This window comes from Corynebacterium kutscheri (assembly GCF_000980835.1).
GTDB classification, from domain to species: Bacteria; Actinomycetota; Actinomycetes; order Mycobacteriales; family Mycobacteriaceae; genus Corynebacterium; species Corynebacterium kutscheri.
On sequence record NZ_CP011312.1, the window covers coordinates 1,946,003 to 1,966,962 of the forward strand.

Below are 20,960 nucleotides of genomic sequence, written 5' to 3' on the forward strand. Positions count from 1 at the left end.
GTAATGTATGTAGCTGTGCCTACAAAAGACGCTAAAAAAGCATTACCTACCTTCCGCGAATTAGGTGTTGCCATCGAGATTTGCCAGGCGTTAGCCGAGCAGGGCATCCACCGTACCTTCGCAATCCAAGAGCTAACTTTGCCTATTGCGCTTGCTGGTCGCGATCTTATCGGTCAAGCACGCACTGGCATGGGCAAAACTTTCGGCTTTGGGGTGCCCTTGCTTGATCGCGTTTTCGACGATGCTGCTATTGCCGAGTTAGATGGCACTCCCCGCGCACTCATTGTGGTTCCTACCCGAGAACTTGCCCAACAAGTTGGCGAAGACCTTACTACCGCAGCCAAACACACCCCGGTTAAGGTCACCACAATTTATGGTGGCACGCGTTTCGACGACCAACTTACAGCCTTAGAAAAAGGCACTGACGTAGTAGTAGGAACTCCTGGCCGACTACTAGATCTGTATAAACGTAAGGCACTGCTACTCGATCAGGTTGCTATTTTAGTGCTCGATGAAGCCGATGAAATGCTTGATCTAGGCTTCTTACCTGATATTGAACGCCTATTGGAAGCACTTACCCATGAGCATCAAACCATGCTCTTTTCTGCAACCATGCCTGGTCCAATTTTGACTCTAGCGCGCGCATTTATGCAGCATCCAGTGCATATTCGCGCCGAAAATATAGGTGATTCACAAACCAATGCCGATATTGAACAAATTGTGTTCCAAGCCCACAGAATGGATAAAACCGCGGTAACTGCTCGCATATTACAAGCTCATGGGCGCGGAAAAACTATTATCTTTACCCGAACTAAGCGCAGCGCAGCAGAATTAGCCACTGATCTTGGCACCCGTGGCTTCTCTGTTGCTGCTTTGCATGGTGATATGGATCAAAAAGCACGGGAGCGATCTCTTACCGCTTTTAAGAAATCCGCAGTAGATATTGTGGTTGCCACCGATGTTGCTGCTCGGGGTATCGACATCGACGATGTTACTCATGTTATTAACTATCAGACCCCAGATGATCCACTAACCTATGTCCACCGCATTGGTCGTACTGGGCGCGCTGGTAATAAAGGCGTTGCGGTAACTTTGGTGGGCTACGATGAGCTGAATAAATGGGGGCTCATTAATGATGAGCACAACTTAGAGATTCCGGTTCCACCCCAATGGTTTTCCACGTCACCAGAGCTTTTTGAGGCTCTTGATATTCCACACGACGCCGGTGAAAGTATCGGCGCAGAAAAACCAGCTCTTGGTGGTGCACGTGGCTTTGGTGCTAAAAAAGATAATGCACCGCGACGCAGCCAAGACAGCCGGGAAAATAGCCCTCACAATAGCCGTAAAGGAAGAAGACCACGCCGATCATGAAAGCCCCCATTTTACGTCGAACAAAAATCGACCTAGCTATTACTGCTGGTTTAAGTGCGCTCACGCTGATCGGTATTGCCGGAGTGTGGGCAACCGCGCCTAGTAGAAATGTTGATCATCTACCTGGTGAGGCAATCACGGTTAATGCTACCGAGGTAAATTTTGCAGCACCTGCTGCTACCGAAGTGTTCCAGGTTGCTGGTGATCCTTTTAATCAGCGTGCCATTATTTCTAATGGATTAATTATCTCAACCGAGATCACCGAGGATTCCTCGACTATACGCGCTATTAACCCAGAAAATGGTGAAGAAGTATGGCACTACTCTAGGGATCGGCAACTTTGTTCCCTTTCACAAGCCTGGGATAACGTCATTATGGATTTCCACAGTGGACGCGGCTGCGGCGATGTAGTCAGTGTGCACGGCGCTACCGGCGAATATGTTACGACACGTTCAGCAAGTGCAAGCAATGAAGTTGCGCCAATTAGCTCTAATGATCGAGTAGGAATTGTCAGCCCCGAACGGGTAGAACTATGGCGCTCAGATCTCGTACGTACCGTCGAATATGGCGATGTACCAATAAAACAAGAAGCAGAGCAACAACCACATGAAGAATGCACTATTTCTTCTGCGCTTACCCGCACGGAAATCTTGGCCGTAGTTGAACAGTGTGACGACCATTATTGGTTACGGCTGCAAAAAACTACCCCACATGACTCCCGTGAACCATCAATAATTCAAGATTTTGATCTTGGCACCAACCCAGCGCGAGTAGTTGCGGTGAATCAAACTGGGGCCGCAGTTTATATATCCGGTGCTACCCCAGAGATCATTGCTTATAACGAACTCAATGAGCAAACTGCGCGTAGCCTAGTTTCCCCGGCTCCACTTGCTGATACCACTAGTGGGTTATTTACTCCCCAAACTGGCGATCTACCTCATCATATGACCTGGTTTGACGGTCAGCGTCTGTATCTTTTTGCTCCCTCAAAGCTGAATCTCAGTCAAATTTTTGAGAATGTTTTGGGGGCAGGTGCTGCTACTAATGATCGTCTACTTATCCCAATTTCACAGGGTATTGCGGTAGCGAATTGGACGACCGGAGAAATTGAATCCACTATTGCTGTTGATCGCCACGGCTATACCGGTCCGATCTCATTAAGTGTGAACAATGGGTATATCGTCGAAAAGCGAGGCAGTGAGATCGTGGTTTTAAAAACCTAAAACCAACGATCCCAGCAAACCTTAGCTAACTAAAAAGCCGTTCGCCAACGAAACTATCCTGCTCACCTATGCCACCGGGAACAATATATAACCCGGTGGCAATGTGCTGAAGATACTCGGTCAGCGCATCACCGCTCATTTTTGCTAACACCGGAATGAAATTTGTTTCTGGGTTTCGCACAAAAGCAATAAAAAACAGTCCTGCTTCTAGCCGACCCAACTCAGTAAGTCCCTCAGTGCAGTTATAACCACGACGCAGCATCCGCGCCCCATTGTTATTATCCGGATGCACAATAGCTACATGAGAATCAAGCGGGATTTTTAACTCACCACTAGCGGCCTGAATATGGAAATCGGAAGCACTAAATTCATCGCCACCAAAAAGCGGTGCTCCGTTGAGTTTATCGCGGCCAATAATATCTTCTTGTTCGCGCAAAATAAGCTCATCCCACACCTCCATCATCATGCGGATTTTACGCACGCATAAATAGGTGCCCCTGCTGCCCAGTGAGCATCATCAGTAGGTTGAATCCACAAATGTTTGGCTAATTCCTGCGTATTATCTTCTGCTTTAATATTGGCGGTGCCGTCTTTAAAACCAAAGAGATTACGCGGAGTTTCTTGTTCTGTTGAGGTAGAAGAGGTGCGCCCATAACCAAGTTGCATCCATTTCACGCTTACTGTGCCAAAAGCAATGCGTTTGAACTGGTGCATGGCATGCAGCACTACCATAGGATCTTCGGCGCAAATCTGAATAACCAAATCCCCGTCGCTTTTATCCTTATCTAAATATTCGGCCGCCATGCGCGGAATTCCGTTCGCCAATACCGTAGGCATACGCTGGGCAATACCAAAACGATCGCCATAGGTATCGTGTTGGAAAAGAGTGCGTCCGAAACCAAAAGTAATAGTTAAATTCGAGGCAGTTAACCCCATTGCCTCCCCGGTATCATCTGGGGGAACATTATCATTTACCTTGGGATCATTCACCGGTTGCCCGGCTTGCATTCTTTCGGCAGCGATCGTCCATTTGCTCAACAAATCAATAAGATCTTTTCGACGATCGGCAACCATATCAAAGGCCACCATAATAATTTGTTGCTGAGCTGGACTAAGAATCCCCGACTGGTGCTCACCACGAAAAGCAATTACCTCACCGGTTGGGCCATCCTCAGTGCCCTGAGTGCAGGCACCCGACATGCCAGTACTTAGTGCACCTGCTCCACCAAGGAGAAAGTGTCGTCGCGAAACGTTTCTCATACCGTCAGCACTGCCTCGGTGAGTTTTGCTAGCGGTACCCGCAAGGCATCAACATGATCAGATAACTGCCGACGCTGGGTATCGTTGAGCGTCTCATAGCTAACAAAGCCGTCACCTTCACGATACTTATCTAGCTCGTTTTCCAAAGACTTAAACCGAGCTTCGATCGTATCAGCTAGTTACGCGTCGGTAAGCCGAGCCAGCTCAGCAACATTGCCATAGGCAACCTGTGCACCTTCGACATTTGCCTGGAAATCATAAAGATCAGTATGGCTAAAAACTTCTTCCTCGCCAGTGATCTTCGAGGTAGCTACCTCTTCTAATAACCCAATAGCACCATTAGAAATATCGGCAATGGTGATCTCGAAGTCCGTGGAATAGACCAGATCATAAAGTTGCTGGGTATCTTTCACCAAGAGATCGGCATAATGGGTTCGCTCTTGCTCGGTAAACTTTTCACCTTCCCATAGATCTTTTTCAATGACATGCCACCCTGTCCACTCACGTTGATCGGTTTCCGCTGAATCCTGGAAATCTGCCTCACGTTCATCCAAAGCCGGGTCAATATCACCAAAGGCTTCAGCAGTTGGTTCAATACGCTCATAGAACATCCGTGCCGGAGCATAGCTTTGCCGAGCAGCTGTGGCATCACCGGCTTTGTATACCGCAGCAAAATCCTGTGTAGCCGCTAAAAGTTGGCCAGCTTGATCCCGAACATAGGCAGTGTAATTGGTAATGGCAGCGTCGATAAGTTCTTGGGTGTCTGAGCTAACCTGGATTTCTTCTCCTTGGGTAACAGTAAATTCACGGACATCTACCAATTGACCAACCATATTCTTTTTGCATGCGGTGTAATAGGTTCCAGGTTGAAGCACCAAGGTGTAGTCCGTGGTGGTTCCTGGTCCTAGATTTTCGCGCTCACCGACAATGCGTAACTGGTCTTCAGCGAGTATCTCAAACTCGTTGCGCACAGTGCCGGCATTACTAAGGCGGAATTTAAGCTGTCCGGAAGCTACTTCACTTAGCTCAACATCACAGGAATCATCTTTGATTTCTACTGCAATAGCTTCATGAGTAGTTGAGTCAGTACTCGTTGTTGGTTCATTAGCCACACAAGCGCTTAATGCAAGACCGGTAATGCTAACAAGAGAAATAACAGCATACTTGTTCATTTAAGATTCTTTCTTTCGCAACTGATAAAGAAATACCGGCACCATAATGCCGATATAAAGCACCCAGCCGAGAACCTGTAAATAAGTTGGGCTGAGATTGAAATTGAACATTGCCTCTAATAAAACGAACCACCAGGCATCAGGGTGCAGTCCGGCAATAGTGCCGTCAAAAAATGCGGAATAATCATATGCGGTTATCCCCCAGCCGGGAAGAACTGCTGCTTCTTGAAGATCGCCAATACCATAAGAAACAATGCCGGCGGCAACAAAGATAAGCAAGAAACCCGTGACATTAAAAAATATCCGCAGGTTGATACCCGCCCCACCACGATAAACTAACCAGCCAATAATAATGGCGACCAGAAGACCACTGATGACTCCTAGTGTAGGCAACCAAAGACCCGATGATGAGGTCGCTTTAACAGTTGCCCAAACAAAAATAGCGGTTTCAAGCCCTTCTCGCCCAACAGAGATAATTGCAATCCAAATAATTGGCCATCCGCTACGTGACTGTGCCAAGGCTTTTTCCGATTGGGTACGTAAATTAACAGCTAACTGGCGAGCATGGCTACTCATCCACACGATCATCCACGTCAGCATGGCAGCTGCGATAAGCGAAAGCACCCCACCAACAATTTCTTGTGCCTGGAGGTCAAGGTATAAGGACCAAAGGTCATTGCTGCACCAGCAACTAGTGGAATTAAAGCAGCAATTACTACCCCGAGCCACAGTTTAGGCAGTACTTCACGACGGCCCACGTTAACTACATAGGCCACTAATATGCCGACAATAAGGCTGGCTTCCACCCCTTCTCGAAGAGCGATGAGAAAGTTCGCGAGAAACATGAAGCAACCTTTCACTAAATAAAAAAGGATTGGGCAAGCTTAATTAAGCAAGCCAATCCTTTTACCTATCACTAAGATATTTCGCAGACGAAGTGATCTACCACACACCTTTAGGTGTCTAATAAACTTGGGGTTGCACTGAGCAATTCACGGGTATATTCCGTTTCTGGTTGGTTAAACAGTGCTTCAGTTTCCTGCGATTCAATAATCTCACCGCGTAGCATGACCGAAATACGATCTGAAACATAACGCACTGTATTAATATCATGTGAAATAAACACCAGACCCAGCCCAAATTCCCGCTTGAGATCCAGCAACAAATTAAGCACTTGTGCGCGTACCGACACATCCAAAGCACTAGTTGGTTCATCGGCAATAATTAAATCTGGATCAAGAGCAAGGGCACGAGCAATGGCTACGCGCTGGCGCTGCCCACCAGAAATTTGCCGAGGTAAAACCTCCAAAGCCGACTGCGGTAGCCCTACCAAACTCAATAGTTCTTTTACCCGTTTTTCTCGTGATGCATCATCTCCTACCTGATGCACACGCAGTGGATCAAGTAGTTGTTCGCGCACGCTCATGCGCGGATTCAAGGAAGTGGCTGGATCTTGGAACACCACCGATACCGATTGCCCCACTATCTTGCGGCCTCGACCATGTACCTTCAGCGGTTCGCCTTTAAAAAGTACCTGTCCACTGGTGGGTTTTTGCAAACCCACCATGACTTTAGCCAGTGTTGATTTGCCACAACCAGATTCACCAACAATGCCATGAACGTCATCGCGGAAAGCTGTGAAATTCACATTCTTATTCGCATGCACCGTATCCGGACGAAACAGCTTTCCAGTACGAGTTTTATGGATAACATTGATATCTTTTAACTCCACCACCGGAATTGTCATGGCTTTTCTCCTTCAACAGCGACAGCATATGAGTGCGTCGTGCCCGGTATTAACTGCATCTTTGGCTTAGTATGCAACCCCACTGTCGGACGAGAACTACGCGGTGCAAAACGATCACCGGCAACAAACTCCCGGGGGCTAGGAACTGTACCCGGTACCTGATAAAGACGATCCACACCAGCTTCGATAGATAGCACCGAACCAAGTAGACCACAGGTATATTCATGCCGTGGGTCTTCTAATATTTCACTGGTAAGACCTTGTTCAACCATTTGCCCGGCATACATAACCGAAATCTTGTGTACTAGCCGAGCTACTAGAGCAAGATCATGCGATACAAAAATCATGGCAAAACCTAATTTATCGCGCAGCTCAGTCAATAGATCAATAACCTGTGCTTGTACTGTGACATCTAAAGCTGTGGTTGGCTCATCAGCGATAAGCAACCTCGGGTTACGCGTTAAAGCCATAGCAATAAGCACACGTTGGCGCTGGCCACCAGAAAGCTCATGTGGATAAGACTTCAAGGTTCGCTCGGGATCAAGACCAACCAACTCAAGAAGTTCCTCCGCGCTACGCTTTCCACCGCGGCGAGTCAACTGCTTCATCTGAGTACGAATAAGCATCGACGGGTTCAACGCACTTAATGCATCCTGATAAATCATCGCAATATCATGCCCGCGCAGCGCATTATGTTGTTCGGGGGTAAGATCGAGAAGATTTTTTCCGTCGTAAAGAATCTCACCTTCAATTTTGGCGGTTTTAGGTAGCAATCCCATAATGCTCATCGCAGAAATGGACTTACCACAACCTGACTCACCAACTAGCCCCAGGGTTTCTCCCGGTGCCACACTAAAACTGACATCATCGACGATACGAACATCACCATGGGCTTCCGGGAAAGAAATAGAAAGATTCTTTACCTCTAAAAGCGGTGTTGGATCACCAGTGAAAACCTGACGGCCATGCGTTTCACGTTCATGATCACGTAAGGCAGTTAACGATTCTTGCAAACTCAAAGCCGCTTCAGCAGAGGTAGTCTGGCCAAGTGCTACAGTGTCTTCCTCAGCACGTTCTGGCTTGTCTTCTACCGAGACCCCGCGTTGCGACGGAGCCGCCAGAGCATCAGTAAGGCCTTCGGAAAGAATATTTAAACAGAGCACCGTAATAAGGATCATCAGACCAGGAAAGAAGGTTGGCCACCAGATTCCCGACAACAGAAGCTGTTTTCCATCGGCTAGAATATTGCCCCAACTTGGCTCTGGCGGTTTCACACCTGCGGAAATAAAGCTCAGCGATGCCTCAAAAACAATTGCATCGGCAACCAATACGGTAGCAAAAACTGCAATCGGGGCAATGCAGTTGCGTGCTACTTGTTTGATCAAGATATGTGGGATACTTGCACCCATTACCTTTGAGGCAGAAACGTAATCCTCACCAAATTGCCCCAGGACATTAGCTCGCACAATACGCGATAACTGCGGAACATAGAGGAAACCAATAGCAAAAACCAAGACACCAAGTGAATTTCCAAACACTGCAACAAACACTGCGGCCAAGGCAATGCCAGGAAAGCTCATAATAATATCCAAGATACGCATGAGGACTTCCGAAACAACCTTGCCGCTAGTGGCAGCAATTGAACCAAGTACCGCTGCTACGGCTAAGGCAGCCGCGGTGGCACAAAGACCAATAATAAGTGAGCTACGTGCACCGTAGACCACCCGAGAAAAAATATCTCGCCCGATAGCATCAGTACCAAACCAATGATCCGCACTTGGGGGTTGTACTGGAACACCAGATTGTTGCGGTGGATAACTGGTAATCAACGGGGCAAAAACCGCAGCGAAGACCACAATAATGAGCACGCCAAGAGCGATTTTTGAGGCCACTGGCAACTGCGCGATACCACCAAAGCGCCCACCAGCACGGGATTCAAGTTTTTCTGTTATCTTCCGGCGCATCAGATACTCCTAATTCGCGGATTAACCAGTACATACAACATGTCGACTGCAATATTGACGATAATGAACGCGATCGCCACAGTGAGGGTGACACCTTGGACGAGGAAAACGTCGTTACGTTGCACCCCATCCAAAATTAACTGTCCCATGGCCTGAATATTAAAGATAATCTCGATAATCACCGCGCCACCCATGAGATAACCCACGCGCAAGCCCAACACGGTGATCGGAGTAATCAATGCATTTCGCAGGACATTTCTAGCCACAACCTCAGTTTTAGGAATACCTGCGCCAATGGCTGTTCGTACATAATCCTTATCCAGTTCTTCCACCATTGCGGTACGAACCACCCGCGATAGCGAACCAGCTACCGGCACAGATAAAGCAAGTGCGGGTAAGAAAATATTATTGAAATAAACCTGCGGATTTTCGCTGAACTTAACCCATTGCGCAACCAAAGCGGGAAAAATACCCCAACCACCAGGGATCGTCCCGAGCCACTGAATTAATAGAATGGCCAACCAAAAACTTGGGGTCGCTAGTGCAGCAATAGAAAGCACGCGGATAAGCTGATCCACCCAAGTATCTCGATATAATGCGGCGACAACACCAAAAATCAAAGCCAAAATTACGGCAATCAGCAGCCCCCAAAAAGTCAGCTGTAAGGTAATCGGAAAAGCACGCGCAATAACATCAGTCACCGATGCATTACCTGAGGTTGTACCTAGATCACCACGCAACATACCCATGAGAAAATCAACATAACGCACCAGCAAGGGATCATTAAGCCCATGCGACTGCCGATAGGCTTCAAGCGCTTCCGGTGAAGCGGTCTCACCCAGAGCAAGCCGAGCGGGATCTGCCGGGGAGAAAGACATGACAAAGAAAACCAGGAAGGTCACGCCGAGAATCATGATCGGCAAAGCCACCAAACGACGACCGATCAAGCGTAAAAGATTGGACATTTTTACTCCTGAAAGCATTTCGACGCGCGGGAAAACCGCACGTCGATAAGCATATTTTTAGCCTTCGGTAGTACCTACACCCACGAAACTTAAACCAGTGACCGAAATTGGTTTGAAGTCAACAAGTGTATCCGCATTCCAACCGGTAGGGGTCTTACGATGGAACAGCGGGTACAGTGGGACAGTCTCACTAATCAGGTCAAATGCTTCATCCCAAGCATCCTGCTGTGCACTGGTGTCAGTTGATTCAAGTCCCTTCGATAACAACTCTTGCATCTTTTGATAGGACTCCTGTCCCTTCCAGCCCATCCGGGTATCAGTCCAGGTATCACCGGCATACCACCAGCTCATAAGTAGGTTTGGATCCTGACCAAAGACACTTGGATCACCCGGCGCGATAGCAACATCCCATTCTCCAGGGTTGGAATCAACAAAATTATAAAGGTCTGCACTCTTACGCTCAGTGAACTCCACTTCGACACCCGCTTTTTGCACCGACTCATGGATTAATGGCGTACATGCTTTCACCCAATCGTGATCCGTGCACATCATGCGAATCTTGGTAACGCCCGCTTCGCTGAACATCTCACGTGCTTTATCAACATCAAAGCTATATACCGTGGTTGCGCGCGAGTAATTCGGGTGTGATTCGGGCAAGAAGCTAGTAGCCGGGGTGGCTTGATCGCTCATTGCAGTCTTAACGACGGTATCAATATCTACTGCATACAAGAATGCCTGGCGCGCAAGTACATTGCCCATCGGGTTACTCGTACGGTTATTAAACATTGCAAATAGCAAACCAAAACCTTGTACCGACTCCACCATAGAAGTGGTCTTTAACTGGTCAATGCTTAAATATGGCACCGAATCAACAGCCTGGCTAAGCCCCGATTGCAAAGAATTAATACGAGTAGAAGCATCCGGAATAATCTGCCACTGCATCTTCTTTGCACGTGCCGGGCGCTCACCGGAATAATCGTCGAAACGCTCAAAAGCGATGGTCTTAGACGTACCACCATTATCGGTCAAGCGATATGGGCCGGTACCGGTTGGCAGGGCATCAAAAGCATCCAGATCCTTTTCGACGATCGCCTTAGGCACAATCTTTACCACACTCAAGCGATCAGCTACTACGCCTACCGGATATGCAAGGGTGAAAGTAACCGTGGTGTCATCTTTAGCTTCGACCTTCTCGATAAATGGAATAAAGGAAGCATAAAGCGACTTATTCTCTGGATCAAGCACCCGCTCAAAAGAGTAAACAACATCTTCGGCGGTAACCTCACTGCCGTCATGGAATTTCGCACCATCACGCAGGCTAACATCAAAGGTGGTGCCTTCTGGCTGCGGCAAAGTTTTAGCCAACCCGGCATAAGCCTTACCGGTAACTGGATCGATCTCGGTCAGTCCTTCAAAAATGTGCCAGTTAACAGCAACAGTTAACGCCGCAGTGGTGGTCATCGGATCGTAGCCATTAGTGCCCAACTCATAAGAAATAGCAGCAGTAATTGTGCCATCCTCATTGACTGTCCCCGCAGAACCACCGGTGCTACCAGCTGAAGAACCAGATTGATTATCCGGGGCACACGCTGCAACAGTGGCGGATAAACCTGCTGCTGCACCAATGACACCAGTCATACGCAGAAAATTTCGACGACTAACGTTAGCCATAGCAGTGTTTCCTTTTCTTTCTTTTTACTGCGCGTGCTTTCCGTCAGGCTTTCGACAGTCACGATTGACTTATGCATTGCAACGAGTGCCCACATGTTGCCCTAATATATTTCTAAGGCAAACACTGATGTGGGCGTTCGTCGTAAAGCATAGGCGAACCATGCTTAGCTTGTGTATTGACCGAAACCACGCAAAATGGGTATTGCTTTGTCTAGATCATGTCTGTTTTTAACTCGCCGATTCAGGATGCATCACATTTCTAAAAACTTGTGAGACATATTATGTATCAGCTTGTCCTTAAGGGTACATCAGACATCTGACCTTAACTAGAGTTTTAGAAAAAGAAATGTCACACTAAACCTAAACAAAGATTATTGCATGTAATAGGCTATAAACAGCCTTACCCCCATTTATCACAACTACCCCCGATACCCACATCTCTTTCCCCAAAGGAGGCCAGATGGCACCCCGCAAAGCCACCGCCGCCGCCAAAGCATTTGACGGAATCGTCGACTACATCCGAGTCAAACGCCTCAACCCCGGCGATCTACTACCCGCCGAACAAGAACTATGCGAAATCATCGGCTGCTCCCGCTCCTCCATCCGCGAAGCCATGCGCACACTCGCCTCCCTCGACATCGTTGAAGTCCGCCACGGGCACGGCACCTACGTCTCCAAAATGTCACTTGATCCACTAATCCAAGGACTAATCCTGCGCGTCCTACTCAGCACCGACTCCTCACTAACAGCACTACTCGACATTGTCGACCTACGCGCCGCAATCGACCACTCCCTTGCCGAAGAACTCGCCGAAGCCTGGAAATCACGCGACATCACCCCCCTCCTTAACCTGGTCAACAACATGCGCGAACACCACAAACGCGAAGAAAGCTTCGCACTCGACGACCGCGCCTTCCACAAAACCCTGCTCGCCCCCATCAAAAATCCTCTCACAAAAGAACTTTCCGACGCCTTCTGGCAAGTCCACATGACCGTACTACCACCGCTCAACATCGAACTACCCGAAGACGTCAAACACACCATCGACGCCCACCAAGCCATGGTCGAAGCACTACACGCCGGCAATGCAAAGAAATTCAACAAACTTGTCGATAAGCACTATGCGCCGCTAAGAAACAGCATCGCCCGGTATGCAAAACTTGAGCAGAATAATCCGAACGATACTGCATAAAAATCAGCTGAACGCGCAATCTGCGCATCTATAAAAATGACGACAAAGGCAAGACAGTCTAGCATGAAAAACTATGCATAGAGGGAAAAATTTTTAACTGTGGATAACCCCCACACAAAACGTGCGCCCAATCACCGGAAAAAATGAGTTTTCCACAGATTTGGCGTTTTCAGCCAAAAGGTCTTCCCCTCCCCTATACAAAACTTTTAGCCTTAGGGCATGACTTCCATGCTCGACGCACTCCAACAACTCGCCCACGGCGCCACTGCACTTATGGCGGAGCTCGTCGAAACGCATGAAACCCATGATCAACTTGCCGAAAAGTTACGCATGGAAATGCGAGAGATTAAACTCTGGCGGCGCATCGCCAAGCGCTACCTCGATGATCCGGAATTGTTAGCCAGCGCCAAGGGATTATCGATGGCCGACGTAGTCATGGCTCACAAGCAGTCCGCGCAGTTAAATGCTCATGTCGACAAGTCTGACAAACGCACGGTCGAATTGGAGTTACTCACCCAGGCACACGCACGCACGCATGAAGAGTTCTGCATAGAGGCGAAAGATCGAGTCCGTGCACTTAATGCCACCTGCCCTGACCAGCCGCGCAGTCGCGTCGAAATCTCGACCAAACCTACCGCGCACAACATGATGTATCTATCAGCATTTCTTAACCGCGACACCTTTGGTCCTGCTTTACGACGACTAGAAGAACTCACCGACACACTTATGCGTGAAGACTACGCACGCGGTCATGCTCGTGCCGAAGCGTTGGAAAAAATGCTTAGCGGTGAAATCGACACCCACACGCAAAACACATCCACTATCATTGCCACCCCACGAGTAAATCGCGGTCTCGGTGTACACGCCGTCATCCGTGCCGATGAATTACCCGGCATCGGCATTATCAATCGCACCAATATCACGCTCACCGACGGCAATGTACTCAGCGGAGCCATCCGAGAACTACTCGATGGCACCGGTTGGTTCACCGTCTACAACAGCACCGGCACCCGCCCCATTTGGACAGAACGCATCCGCTACTTTAACGACGACCAACGCGCCATGCTTATCGCACACCAAATCTATTGCGCGCATCCCGATTGCACCAAACTGGCGCACTATGCCGACGGCCACCACATCACCGCCTATGCAAAAGGTGGACCAACAACTCTCGACAACGCAGTAATGCTATGCAGACAGCACCACCGAGACGTCGAACACGGACATGCCGAAATACTAATCCGTAAAGACGGCGAATATGAGTACCATGATATCGACCTCGATACTCGCCGCACAAACATTATGCCAGGTAGAGCCTACGCAGCAGGCGCACTCATTAGAAACAGCCCACCCCAACGAGAATAACTACAATGTAGGATCAAGTTGCTGATAGATCCAACTAGGATCAGTAATAGCGGTACCGACAATGATTGCGTCGGCACCGCCACCAACCCCATGCATAACTTCTTCTCGTGAAGAAAATCGGCCCTCGCCAACAACAAAGGCGTCAGGGCCTACAAGCTCGCGTCCTAACCGCAAACACTCGAAATCCGGACCTGCAGTTTTTACACGATGCTCTGTATACCCGGCTAAAGTCGTCGAAACGATATCAGCTCCAGCCTCATATGCAGAAAGCATTTCCTCTGGTGTAGCACAATCTGCCATGATAAGCCCATTCTTTGCATGGGCAGCAACAACCAAATCACGAAACTCCGAACCATCCGGACGCGACCTATGCGTAGCATCGGCACATACAACCGTAGCTCCAGCATCCAAAACCGCTTCCACAGACTTTACCGACGGCGTAATATAAACCCCCTCCGTACCCTCCTTAGTCAGACCAAATACAGGTACATCCACAGCCTGCGCAATTGCTTCAATGTCGGCAAGACCACCATAGCCACCACAACGAATAGCAGGTGTACCAGCAAAAACACATGCTTGGGCAACATGAACCAAAGTATGTGTATCACGCATAGCATGACCATCAGGAGCCTGCACCGAAACAATAACCCGACCACGCAGGGCATTAAAAAGCGTATTCTTATCCATAATTATGCGAAACTTTCTCTTTTTCCCTTGCATAAGCAGCGGCAGCAACTAGTGCTGCATCCCCGCCGAATTTACTGACTAATACGGGTATTTCACGATTAGGTGCTAACGCCCCATGCATAATTCCACGGCGAAGCGGATCGGTAATCATCTCACCGATGCCGACCACGCCGCCGCCTAAAACTATGCATGAGAGATCGAAGGCGGTGGCAAGCGCGCCGATCGTACGCCCAAAGCCTTCCAGATTGCCATTAATAATCCGAGCGGCTAACTCATCACCATCGGCCATTTTCTCTAGCACATCTTTAAGGCTAATTGTTACCCCTTGCGGATCTGACCACTCGATCTTGTCGGTCGGTGATCCCATTTCTTTGCATAGGTATTCGTAATATCTAGCTAATGATGGCCCCGATGCAATATTTTCGGCGCGATCAGCAAGCCCTCGGAAATCCGCCGTGATCAGCTCCGAGATTTCGCCAGCACTGCCGGTAGGTCCGTCGATAAGCATATGCTTATCGACGATTGCTCCTCCGACCCCGGTGCCCAATGCAAGATAAAGAACGCGACCAGAGTAATCACGGCCGGAGCCAAGCATGTGCTCACCGAAAGCCCAGACGCGCACGTCGTTGTGACAATAAACAGGCACATCGATCACGCTGCGCACCAGGGAAATGAGATCGGTGCCCTGCCAACCAGGAACAGTCGGCCCACTATGCATAACTTTTCCTTGGATAGGATCAATGATGCCGGGGGCGGCAATTGCCACGCGCGTCGGCAAAGTTTTACATAGGAGGGCGGACTTGATTTGTTCAGCTATGCTACCCCCTGGCGGCTGACTGGGGATACAACCAGCGTCGTAGACGTGTGCTGGACGATCATCGTCGACAAGCCCATAGGCGATTTTGGTACCACCAATGTCCAAAGCAAGGGTAGTACTCATCGAGGGGTTCCATACTTATCGACGAGCTGAGCAATCGCGGCAATTTCTTCTGCATTAAGGGGTTGATGAGTCGGTGCCATCGCAGCAGAATCAATGATCCCTAAATGTTTAAGCGCGGCTTTAAACGCGCCAAGACCAGCCGAAGAACCACCCATGCGGGTACCGTCACCAACAAACACGATGCGGAAAAGGTGGTTAATTCGAGTCTGCAACTCTGCAGCCAATGCAAAGTTTTTGGCCACAAGTAGCTCATGAAGTTTTGCATAGGCAGCGGGATCAACGTTTCCCAAACCTGGAACCACCCCGTCCACCCCGGCAAGATACGCCATATCCACGGTGGTTTCACTACCGGTAAGCACGCTAAAGGCGGTAATGCCGGCGTCGTTACGCGCCTCAACAAGGCTGCGAGTATAGGAATCAACACCACCGGAATCTTTCACCCCAGCAAGCACGCCTTCGCCAGCCAACTCAATGAGCATATCGACATCCAGTACTACACCGTTAACGCAGATAGGAATGTTGTATGCATAAAGTGGGATGTGTGGGGCAAGCTCATGAATGCGACGGAAATGCTCCTCGATTTCTTTACGATGGGTGCGCACATAAAATGGCGCGGTTGCAACTAACCCATCGACACCGAGCGCCACAGCATCTTCAACCAGCTCGCGCACCTTTGGGAAGGTGGTGTCAATAACACCAGCAATCACCGGTACGCGTCCAGCATTGTGGTCCATAATGATACTCAACACTTCTTTGCGCTGCTCTCGAGTAAGAAACACAGTCTCAGATGAGGATCCAAGCGCAAATAAACCATGCGCGCCACCAGTAATAATGTGGTCAACAAGGCGACACAAACTTGGCCCATCAATAACGCCTTGCGCAGTCATAGGCGTTACGACGGGTGGGACAACTCCAGACAAAAAATTATGCATAGGGGGCTCCTTTGAAAATACTCACATCAGACATCTTATGTCCTGCATTCATTTTGCGTTAGAGTTATGCATATGAGTGAGGTTTTTCGCGGCCGTGTCGTTACTGCTGACACCACCATTGACCATGCAGAATTCCGAATTGAAGACGGGATTATAACTGAAATCACTCCACTAGCTGACTCCCCCAAAAACGGTTCAACTTTTATCCCAGGGTTCATTGATATTCATAATCATGGTGGGATGGGGGGTGCTTTTCCCACGGGAAATGCTGCCGAATGTATTGCGGCCGCACAGTTCCACCGCGATCATGGCACAACCACTTTATTGGCTAGTTTGGTTTCTGCCTCTGAGGCTGAGATCACCAAGCAATTAGCGACCCTAGTGCCCTTAGTATCACAGGGGCATATTTTTGGCATTCACTTGGAAGGTCCGTTTGTTAACGCCTGTCGGTGTGGTGCCCAAGATCCCAGCCGGATCGTACCTGGTGATCCAGATATGTTTTCTCGGTTGCTTGCTTGCGGTGGGGGCGCGATTAAATCAATGACTTTCGCCCCCGAAACCCCCTATGCACAAGAATTAGTTTCATTGTGCGCAACTAATAATGTGATTGTTAGTTTAGGTCATACCGATGCCAGCTACGAAGAAACCATGCAACTAATCGATTGTGCAGTCGATGCCGGCGCAACTGTTACTGCAACGCATCTGTTTAATGCTATGCCACCGATTCATCACCGCAAGCCAGGGGCTGCTGGCGCATTCATTGCCGCTGCTGGCGCGAACAAAGCTTTTGTTGAATTGGTCGCCGATGGGGTTCATCTTCATGACGGCACCGTAGATATGATTGCACGCAATACAAATCATGCAGCAGTAGCAGTCACCGATGCTATGGAAGCAGCCGGTATGCCCGATGGCAATTATCTCCTAGGATCATTAAAAGTAGAGGTTAAAGACAAAATTGCTCGGATAGAAAACGGGGCGATTGCTGGTGGTACAAGCACCCTTTACGACCAATTTCGTCGGGCAGCTAGCCGGCTAGGCATGAATGAGGCAGTACGGCTGACCTCGACAAATGCCGCCCGTGTTCTAGGTATTCCCGCGGGCGATATTGCCGTCGGCAAGCTTGGCCACATTGTAGAACTTGATTCCCACAATCAGCTGGTGCGCACTATTTGCCCGCCCAGCACCAACTAGTAGAAGAAGTAAAAAGAGCATTATGGAAATTATTATTCGCGACACGCTGGCAGACGTCGCAAAGCAAGCTGCGGATATTTTGGAGCATTATATTCGCCGTGGAGCAACCTTAGGCTTGGCGACGGGTTCTACCCCGGTTGCTACCTATCAGGAGCTCATTCGCCGGCATCGGGAGCAGGATTTAAGTTTTGCGGATTGCCAGGCATTTTTGCTGGATGAGTATGTCGGCCTGCCGAAGGATCACGAGCAGAGTTACTATGCGACGATCCGACGCGAATTAACCAATCATGTCGATATTGCCGACGACCATGTGCACAGTCCCGAAGGCTATGATCCCAACCCAGAAGAAGCCGCACAGCGCTATGAAAAAGCTTTGCATACCGGGGTGGATATCCAGATACTTGGCATCGGCACAAATGGACATATTGGCTTTAATGAGCCGTCGAGTTCATTGTCTTCACGCACGCGGGTCAAAACCCTGCATCCGCAAACAGTCGCCGATAATGCGCGATTTTTTGACAGCGCCAATGAGGTTCCGCGCCATGTCCTCACCCAAGGATTAGGCACAATTATGCGTGCCGGCCACCTCCTTTTACTTGCGACGGGCTCTGCAAAAGCACAGGCAGTTCGAGACTTAGTCGAAGGCCCCTTAAGCGCACATTGCCCAGCATCTATACTGCAATGGCATGAAAAGGCGACGGTGGTCGTCGATAGGCAAGCAGCTGAGCTACTAAAAAACCGAGAGTATTACGAATATGCCTTCGCCAATAAACCTACCTGGCAGCTCTAAAACTTATCGACGGTAGATCCGTTGCACCCAAGCAAGCGATGTCGGGCTAAAAAGCATCACTAGTCCAAAGGCACTGGATAACGTGGTTGCGGCGGCCAAGAAAATTTGGCCGCCTTGGAACATGTACCAGCTAATCAGCAACAAGAGAATTTCCAGCATGATAACTGGCCCACGTCCAAAACGATGTCCGCGCATCATCCATAGTGCGCCAAAGATGACAAAGCCGAAAACAATAAGGAAGAAAATCGCGGTGCCATAGGCGACATTAGTATGCGCGTCAGTAGTTTCGTAGACGATGGACTCGTCAGCAACGCCGCGGATACCGCGGATAAGCAAAAGTGCCGCATACCCAAGGCCAATAACAGACTGAACAATTGCAATTAATCCGGCTATTTTTACTGCCGCTGGAGTTTGTTGTAGCGTGCTCACTCTCAGCAGTTTACTGACTCTTTGTTACACTCAGAGTATTCTAAGGTTTACCTTATCTCTACCCCCATTCCGATTTGACTAATATAGCCTTAACCTGCCTAGACCTTTTCCCGCAAAATGCCTGTTCACATCCGAAACTAATGGCAAAACATTGTCACACTCGAGCATATTTTTGGAAAAATCATTACTCCACAACAATAAATTACTGTGAGCTTGGATACATTTTTGGCTATACCTCTAGCCAAGCGTAAGAAGACATGTCATTATTTCTAAGCAACCAAGCGAACACCAACTGTAGTTCGCTGTGTGTCCACTAATTCTTTCAATGGCATACTGTTAGCACACTGCGCACACCACTCAGCCCTGGGCTTATGATCCAGGCCCACTGGAAGCTGACCGCATAACTAAGAAACCCTTAGTACTTATCCGTGTTGCCTATGCCTGCGAGTTCACCGTTTTTATTTGAGGAGTTTTCATTATGGATTGGCGCCACGAAGCAGTTTGTCGCGATGAAGATCCCGAACTTTTCTTCCCAGTCGGGAATTCCGGGCCCGCGCTTGCCCAAATTGCTGCCGCTAAAGTTGTCTGCAACCGCTGCCCAGTAACCTCTCAGTGCCTAGCCTGGGCGCTAGAAACCGGCCAGGACGCTGGCGTATGGGGAGGCATGAGTGAAGACGAGCGTCGGGCATTAAAACGTCGCAAGAATCGTGGCCGTGGCCGCGCTCGCGCAACCGTCTAGTCTCCTACTACACGGGAAAGCTGCCACAATCTTAAAACAGCGCTAACTAAATACAGCGCGCATCACTGACCCCTAGAACCAGTAGGCCATATACAGATATAAGGTTGCGATTTCTCTGCCATTACACTCTGGCATTAGAGTAGGTATGAACATTATCCCTAGTATATAAGGAGGCCTTATGAGCCAGCGTGGCCGTAAGCGCAAGGATCGTCGCAAGAAGAAGGCTAATCACGGCCGTCGTCCAAACGCTTAACTAAAAAAATATCGGCTCGCACACATACTGTGCGAGCTGATTTTTTATACCTTATTATTTGCGAATGACCTGAGTACCCGCAAAATTGTCTTGCCAAGCTCCTTGAGGATCATCAAGCTTTCTTGCATAGATCAACCCGGCAATAACCGTAACTGGTGGCAGCGTATAAAAAAACAACTTCCACCAATTGCGCATGACCGACTCCTTGGCAGTTGGCTTTTCGCCATCGCCGGTAACCCGCAAACCTAGCAGCATTTTTCCTGGCGTCGCTCCGGCATAGACCTCGAAGCCCACAATATAAAGTGTGGCAAGAATAGTTGCCACAAGGGCACTAATAACTCCCTCGATCTCGAAGGAAAAACCTAATAATCCGGCAGCAGCACTAAAAATAAACAAATCAATTATCGAAGCACTGATACGCTTTCCCCCATTCTTTTCCACCCCCGGCGAAAACACAGGCTGGCTAGCCATATGTAACGGCGGCTGGTTTTGAATAGCTCCACCTACCGGCTGAGCCGCGAATGGGTTCATCGGGTTAGCTCCGGCAGAGGTTTGGGTTTTTGTCCAGTGCATACCCGAATTGCTGTGCATACCGGGATCATTGAAGACGTTCGCCTCCGGCGGGCGCTGTCGGACTTGTTCTTGTCTACCGATGGCCAAAGTACCAAAAATAGCAAGGTGCTCAATATCTGCCCACGTCGCCTGGGCGCCAATGAGGGAATCGTAGACAACGCGCTTTTTTTCATCAGAAAAAATATCAGAGGCCCAAGCAGCCCGACGCGCTTCTTTACTTCCATAGCTAAAGCGCGCCGATTGGATCAGCATCTCCGCTTTTAAGGTCTCACTATCAGCGGAAGGATCGAGATAATAGATCTCATACAGATTAGGGGTCATAGGTGTCCTTGTTTTTAATAATGAGTCTCGCATCTACCATGATGCGCGACATTCAACCAGTACACCAAAAAAGTGATTTACAACACTATCTTTGTCAGTCAACCTACGCTCGCGTAACCTACGTTTTTGTAAAGAAAATATTTTGGTGTCCATAAGGATTCCTTGATTTCACGGA

19 protein-coding genes and 2 pseudogenes are annotated in these 20,960 nt (G+C 48.9%); 8 read left to right on the forward strand and 13 right to left on the reverse strand.

Annotated features, from left to right (window positions below; translation table 11 throughout):
• Nucleotides 1-3: 3 nt before the first annotated feature.
• Nucleotides 4-1,371: a DEAD/DEAH box helicase gene (locus UL82_RS08840; protein ID WP_046440492.1), complete on the forward strand. Its 1,368-nt coding sequence runs from the start codon at nucleotides 4-6 to the stop codon at nucleotides 1,369-1,371.
• On the forward strand, nucleotides 1,368-2,594 hold the full coding sequence (locus UL82_RS08845; RefSeq protein ID WP_046440494.1) for an Rv3212 family protein: 1,227 nt from the start codon (nucleotides 1,368-1,370) through the stop codon (nucleotides 2,592-2,594). The genes UL82_RS08840 and UL82_RS08845 overlap by 4 nt, the downstream gene beginning before the upstream one ends.
• A 25-nt stretch (nucleotides 2,595-2,619) precedes the next feature.
• Here UL82_RS08845 and UL82_RS08850 read toward each other — a convergent pair.
• From UL82_RS08850 to UL82_RS08880, 8 genes and pseudogenes are all read right to left on the reverse strand, one after another.
• Nucleotides 2,620-3,854: pseudogene (locus UL82_RS08850) on the reverse strand (Dyp-type peroxidase).
• A complete protein-coding gene (locus UL82_RS11485) occupies nucleotides 3,851-4,000 on the reverse strand; it encodes a hypothetical protein (RefSeq protein WP_232009474.1) in 150 nt (49 codons plus the stop codon). The pseudogene UL82_RS08850 and the gene UL82_RS11485 overlap by 4 nt, the downstream one beginning before the upstream one ends.
• 33 nt (nucleotides 4,001-4,033) lie before the next feature.
• Nucleotides 4,034-5,026 (reverse strand): iron uptake system protein EfeO, encoded by a 993-nt coding sequence (gene efeO / locus UL82_RS08855; RefSeq protein ID WP_232009475.1) that lies wholly within the window; start codon nucleotides 5,024-5,026, stop codon nucleotides 4,034-4,036.
• Nucleotides 5,027-5,871: pseudogene (gene efeU, locus UL82_RS08860) on the reverse strand (iron uptake transporter permease EfeU).
• A 110-nt stretch (nucleotides 5,872-5,981) separates the two neighbouring features.
• The gene (locus UL82_RS08865; RefSeq protein WP_046440496.1) at nucleotides 5,982-6,773 is read right to left on the reverse strand and encodes an ABC transporter ATP-binding protein; all 792 of its coding nucleotides are present in this window, start codon (nucleotides 6,771-6,773) and stop codon (nucleotides 5,982-5,984) included.
• Nucleotides 6,770-8,737: a dipeptide/oligopeptide/nickel ABC transporter permease/ATP-binding protein gene (locus UL82_RS08870; protein WP_046440498.1), complete on the reverse strand. Its 1,968-nt coding sequence runs from the start codon at nucleotides 8,735-8,737 to the stop codon at nucleotides 6,770-6,772. The genes UL82_RS08865 and UL82_RS08870 overlap by 4 nt, the downstream gene beginning before the upstream one ends.
• Nucleotides 8,737-9,702, reverse strand: coding sequence for an ABC transporter permease (locus tag UL82_RS08875; protein WP_046440500.1), 966 nt, complete (start codon nucleotides 9,700-9,702; stop codon nucleotides 8,737-8,739). Before UL82_RS08875 ends, UL82_RS08870 begins: the two co-directional genes overlap by 1 nt.
• Before the next feature lie 57 nt (nucleotides 9,703-9,759).
• A complete protein-coding gene (locus tag UL82_RS08880; RefSeq protein WP_046440502.1) occupies nucleotides 9,760-11,373 on the reverse strand; it encodes an ABC transporter substrate-binding protein in 1,614 nt (537 codons plus the stop codon).
• A 460-nt stretch (nucleotides 11,374-11,833) separates the two neighbouring features.
• Between UL82_RS08880 and UL82_RS08885 the strand changes: the two genes are divergently transcribed.
• Nucleotides 11,834-12,565, forward strand: coding sequence for a FadR/GntR family transcriptional regulator (locus UL82_RS08885; RefSeq protein ID WP_046440504.1), 732 nt, complete (start codon nucleotides 11,834-11,836; stop codon nucleotides 12,563-12,565).
• Between the two features lie 219 nt (nucleotides 12,566-12,784).
• Nucleotides 12,785-13,930 (forward strand): HNH endonuclease signature motif containing protein, encoded by a 1,146-nt coding sequence (locus UL82_RS08890; protein ID WP_126363897.1) that lies wholly within the window; start codon nucleotides 12,785-12,787, stop codon nucleotides 13,928-13,930.
• Here UL82_RS08890 and UL82_RS08895 read toward each other — a convergent pair whose 3' ends face one another.
• Genes UL82_RS08895 through UL82_RS08905 form a run of 3 tightly spaced genes read right to left on the reverse strand, consistent with a single transcriptional unit; the run spans nucleotide 13,931 to nucleotide 16,489 of the window.
• Nucleotides 13,931-14,617, reverse strand: coding sequence for an N-acetylmannosamine-6-phosphate 2-epimerase (locus UL82_RS08895; protein WP_046440507.1), 687 nt, complete (start codon nucleotides 14,615-14,617; stop codon nucleotides 13,931-13,933). It abuts the gene before it with no gap.
• On the reverse strand, nucleotides 14,610-15,557 hold the full coding sequence (locus tag UL82_RS08900; RefSeq protein WP_046440508.1) for an ROK family protein: 948 nt from the start codon (nucleotides 15,555-15,557) through the stop codon (nucleotides 14,610-14,612). Before UL82_RS08900 ends, UL82_RS08895 begins: the two co-directional genes overlap by 8 nt.
• The gene (locus UL82_RS08905; RefSeq protein ID WP_046440510.1) at nucleotides 15,554-16,489 is read right to left on the reverse strand and encodes a dihydrodipicolinate synthase family protein; all 936 of its coding nucleotides are present in this window, start codon (nucleotides 16,487-16,489) and stop codon (nucleotides 15,554-15,556) included. The genes UL82_RS08900 and UL82_RS08905 overlap by 4 nt, the downstream gene beginning before the upstream one ends.
• A 72-nt stretch (nucleotides 16,490-16,561) precedes the next feature.
• Between UL82_RS08905 and nagA the strand changes: the two genes are divergently transcribed.
• Both nagA and nagB read left to right on the forward strand, forming a co-directional pair.
• A complete protein-coding gene (nagA, locus tag UL82_RS08910) occupies nucleotides 16,562-17,680 on the forward strand; it encodes an N-acetylglucosamine-6-phosphate deacetylase (RefSeq protein ID WP_046440512.1) in 1,119 nt (372 codons plus the stop codon).
• Nucleotides 17,681-17,702: 22 nt separating this feature from the next.
• Nucleotides 17,703-18,470 (forward strand): glucosamine-6-phosphate deaminase, encoded by a 768-nt coding sequence (gene nagB, locus UL82_RS08915; RefSeq protein WP_046440514.1) that lies wholly within the window; start codon nucleotides 17,703-17,705, stop codon nucleotides 18,468-18,470.
• A 3-nt stretch (nucleotides 18,471-18,473) separates the two neighbouring features.
• Here nagB and UL82_RS08920 read toward each other — a convergent pair whose 3' ends face one another.
• The gene (locus tag UL82_RS08920) at nucleotides 18,474-18,899 is read right to left on the reverse strand and encodes a hypothetical protein (RefSeq protein WP_046440516.1); all 426 of its coding nucleotides are present in this window, start codon (nucleotides 18,897-18,899) and stop codon (nucleotides 18,474-18,476) included.
• Nucleotides 18,900-19,377: 478 nt separating this feature from the next.
• Here UL82_RS08920 and UL82_RS08925 point away from each other — a divergent pair, with 478 nt between their 5' ends.
• The gene (locus tag UL82_RS08925; protein ID WP_046440518.1) at nucleotides 19,378-19,638 is read left to right on the forward strand and encodes a WhiB family transcriptional regulator; all 261 of its coding nucleotides are present in this window, start codon (nucleotides 19,378-19,380) and stop codon (nucleotides 19,636-19,638) included.
• Between the two features lie 178 nt (nucleotides 19,639-19,816).
• Nucleotides 19,817-19,891: a 50S ribosomal protein bL37 gene (locus UL82_RS11660; RefSeq protein ID WP_395923098.1), complete on the forward strand. Its 75-nt coding sequence runs from the start codon at nucleotides 19,817-19,819 to the stop codon at nucleotides 19,889-19,891.
• A 54-nt stretch (nucleotides 19,892-19,945) separates the two neighbouring features.
• Here UL82_RS11660 and UL82_RS10680 read toward each other — a convergent pair whose 3' ends face one another.
• A complete protein-coding gene (locus UL82_RS10680) occupies nucleotides 19,946-20,785 on the reverse strand; it encodes an RDD family protein (protein ID WP_052735934.1) in 840 nt (279 codons plus the stop codon).
• Nucleotides 20,786-20,960 lie beyond the last annotated feature (175 nt).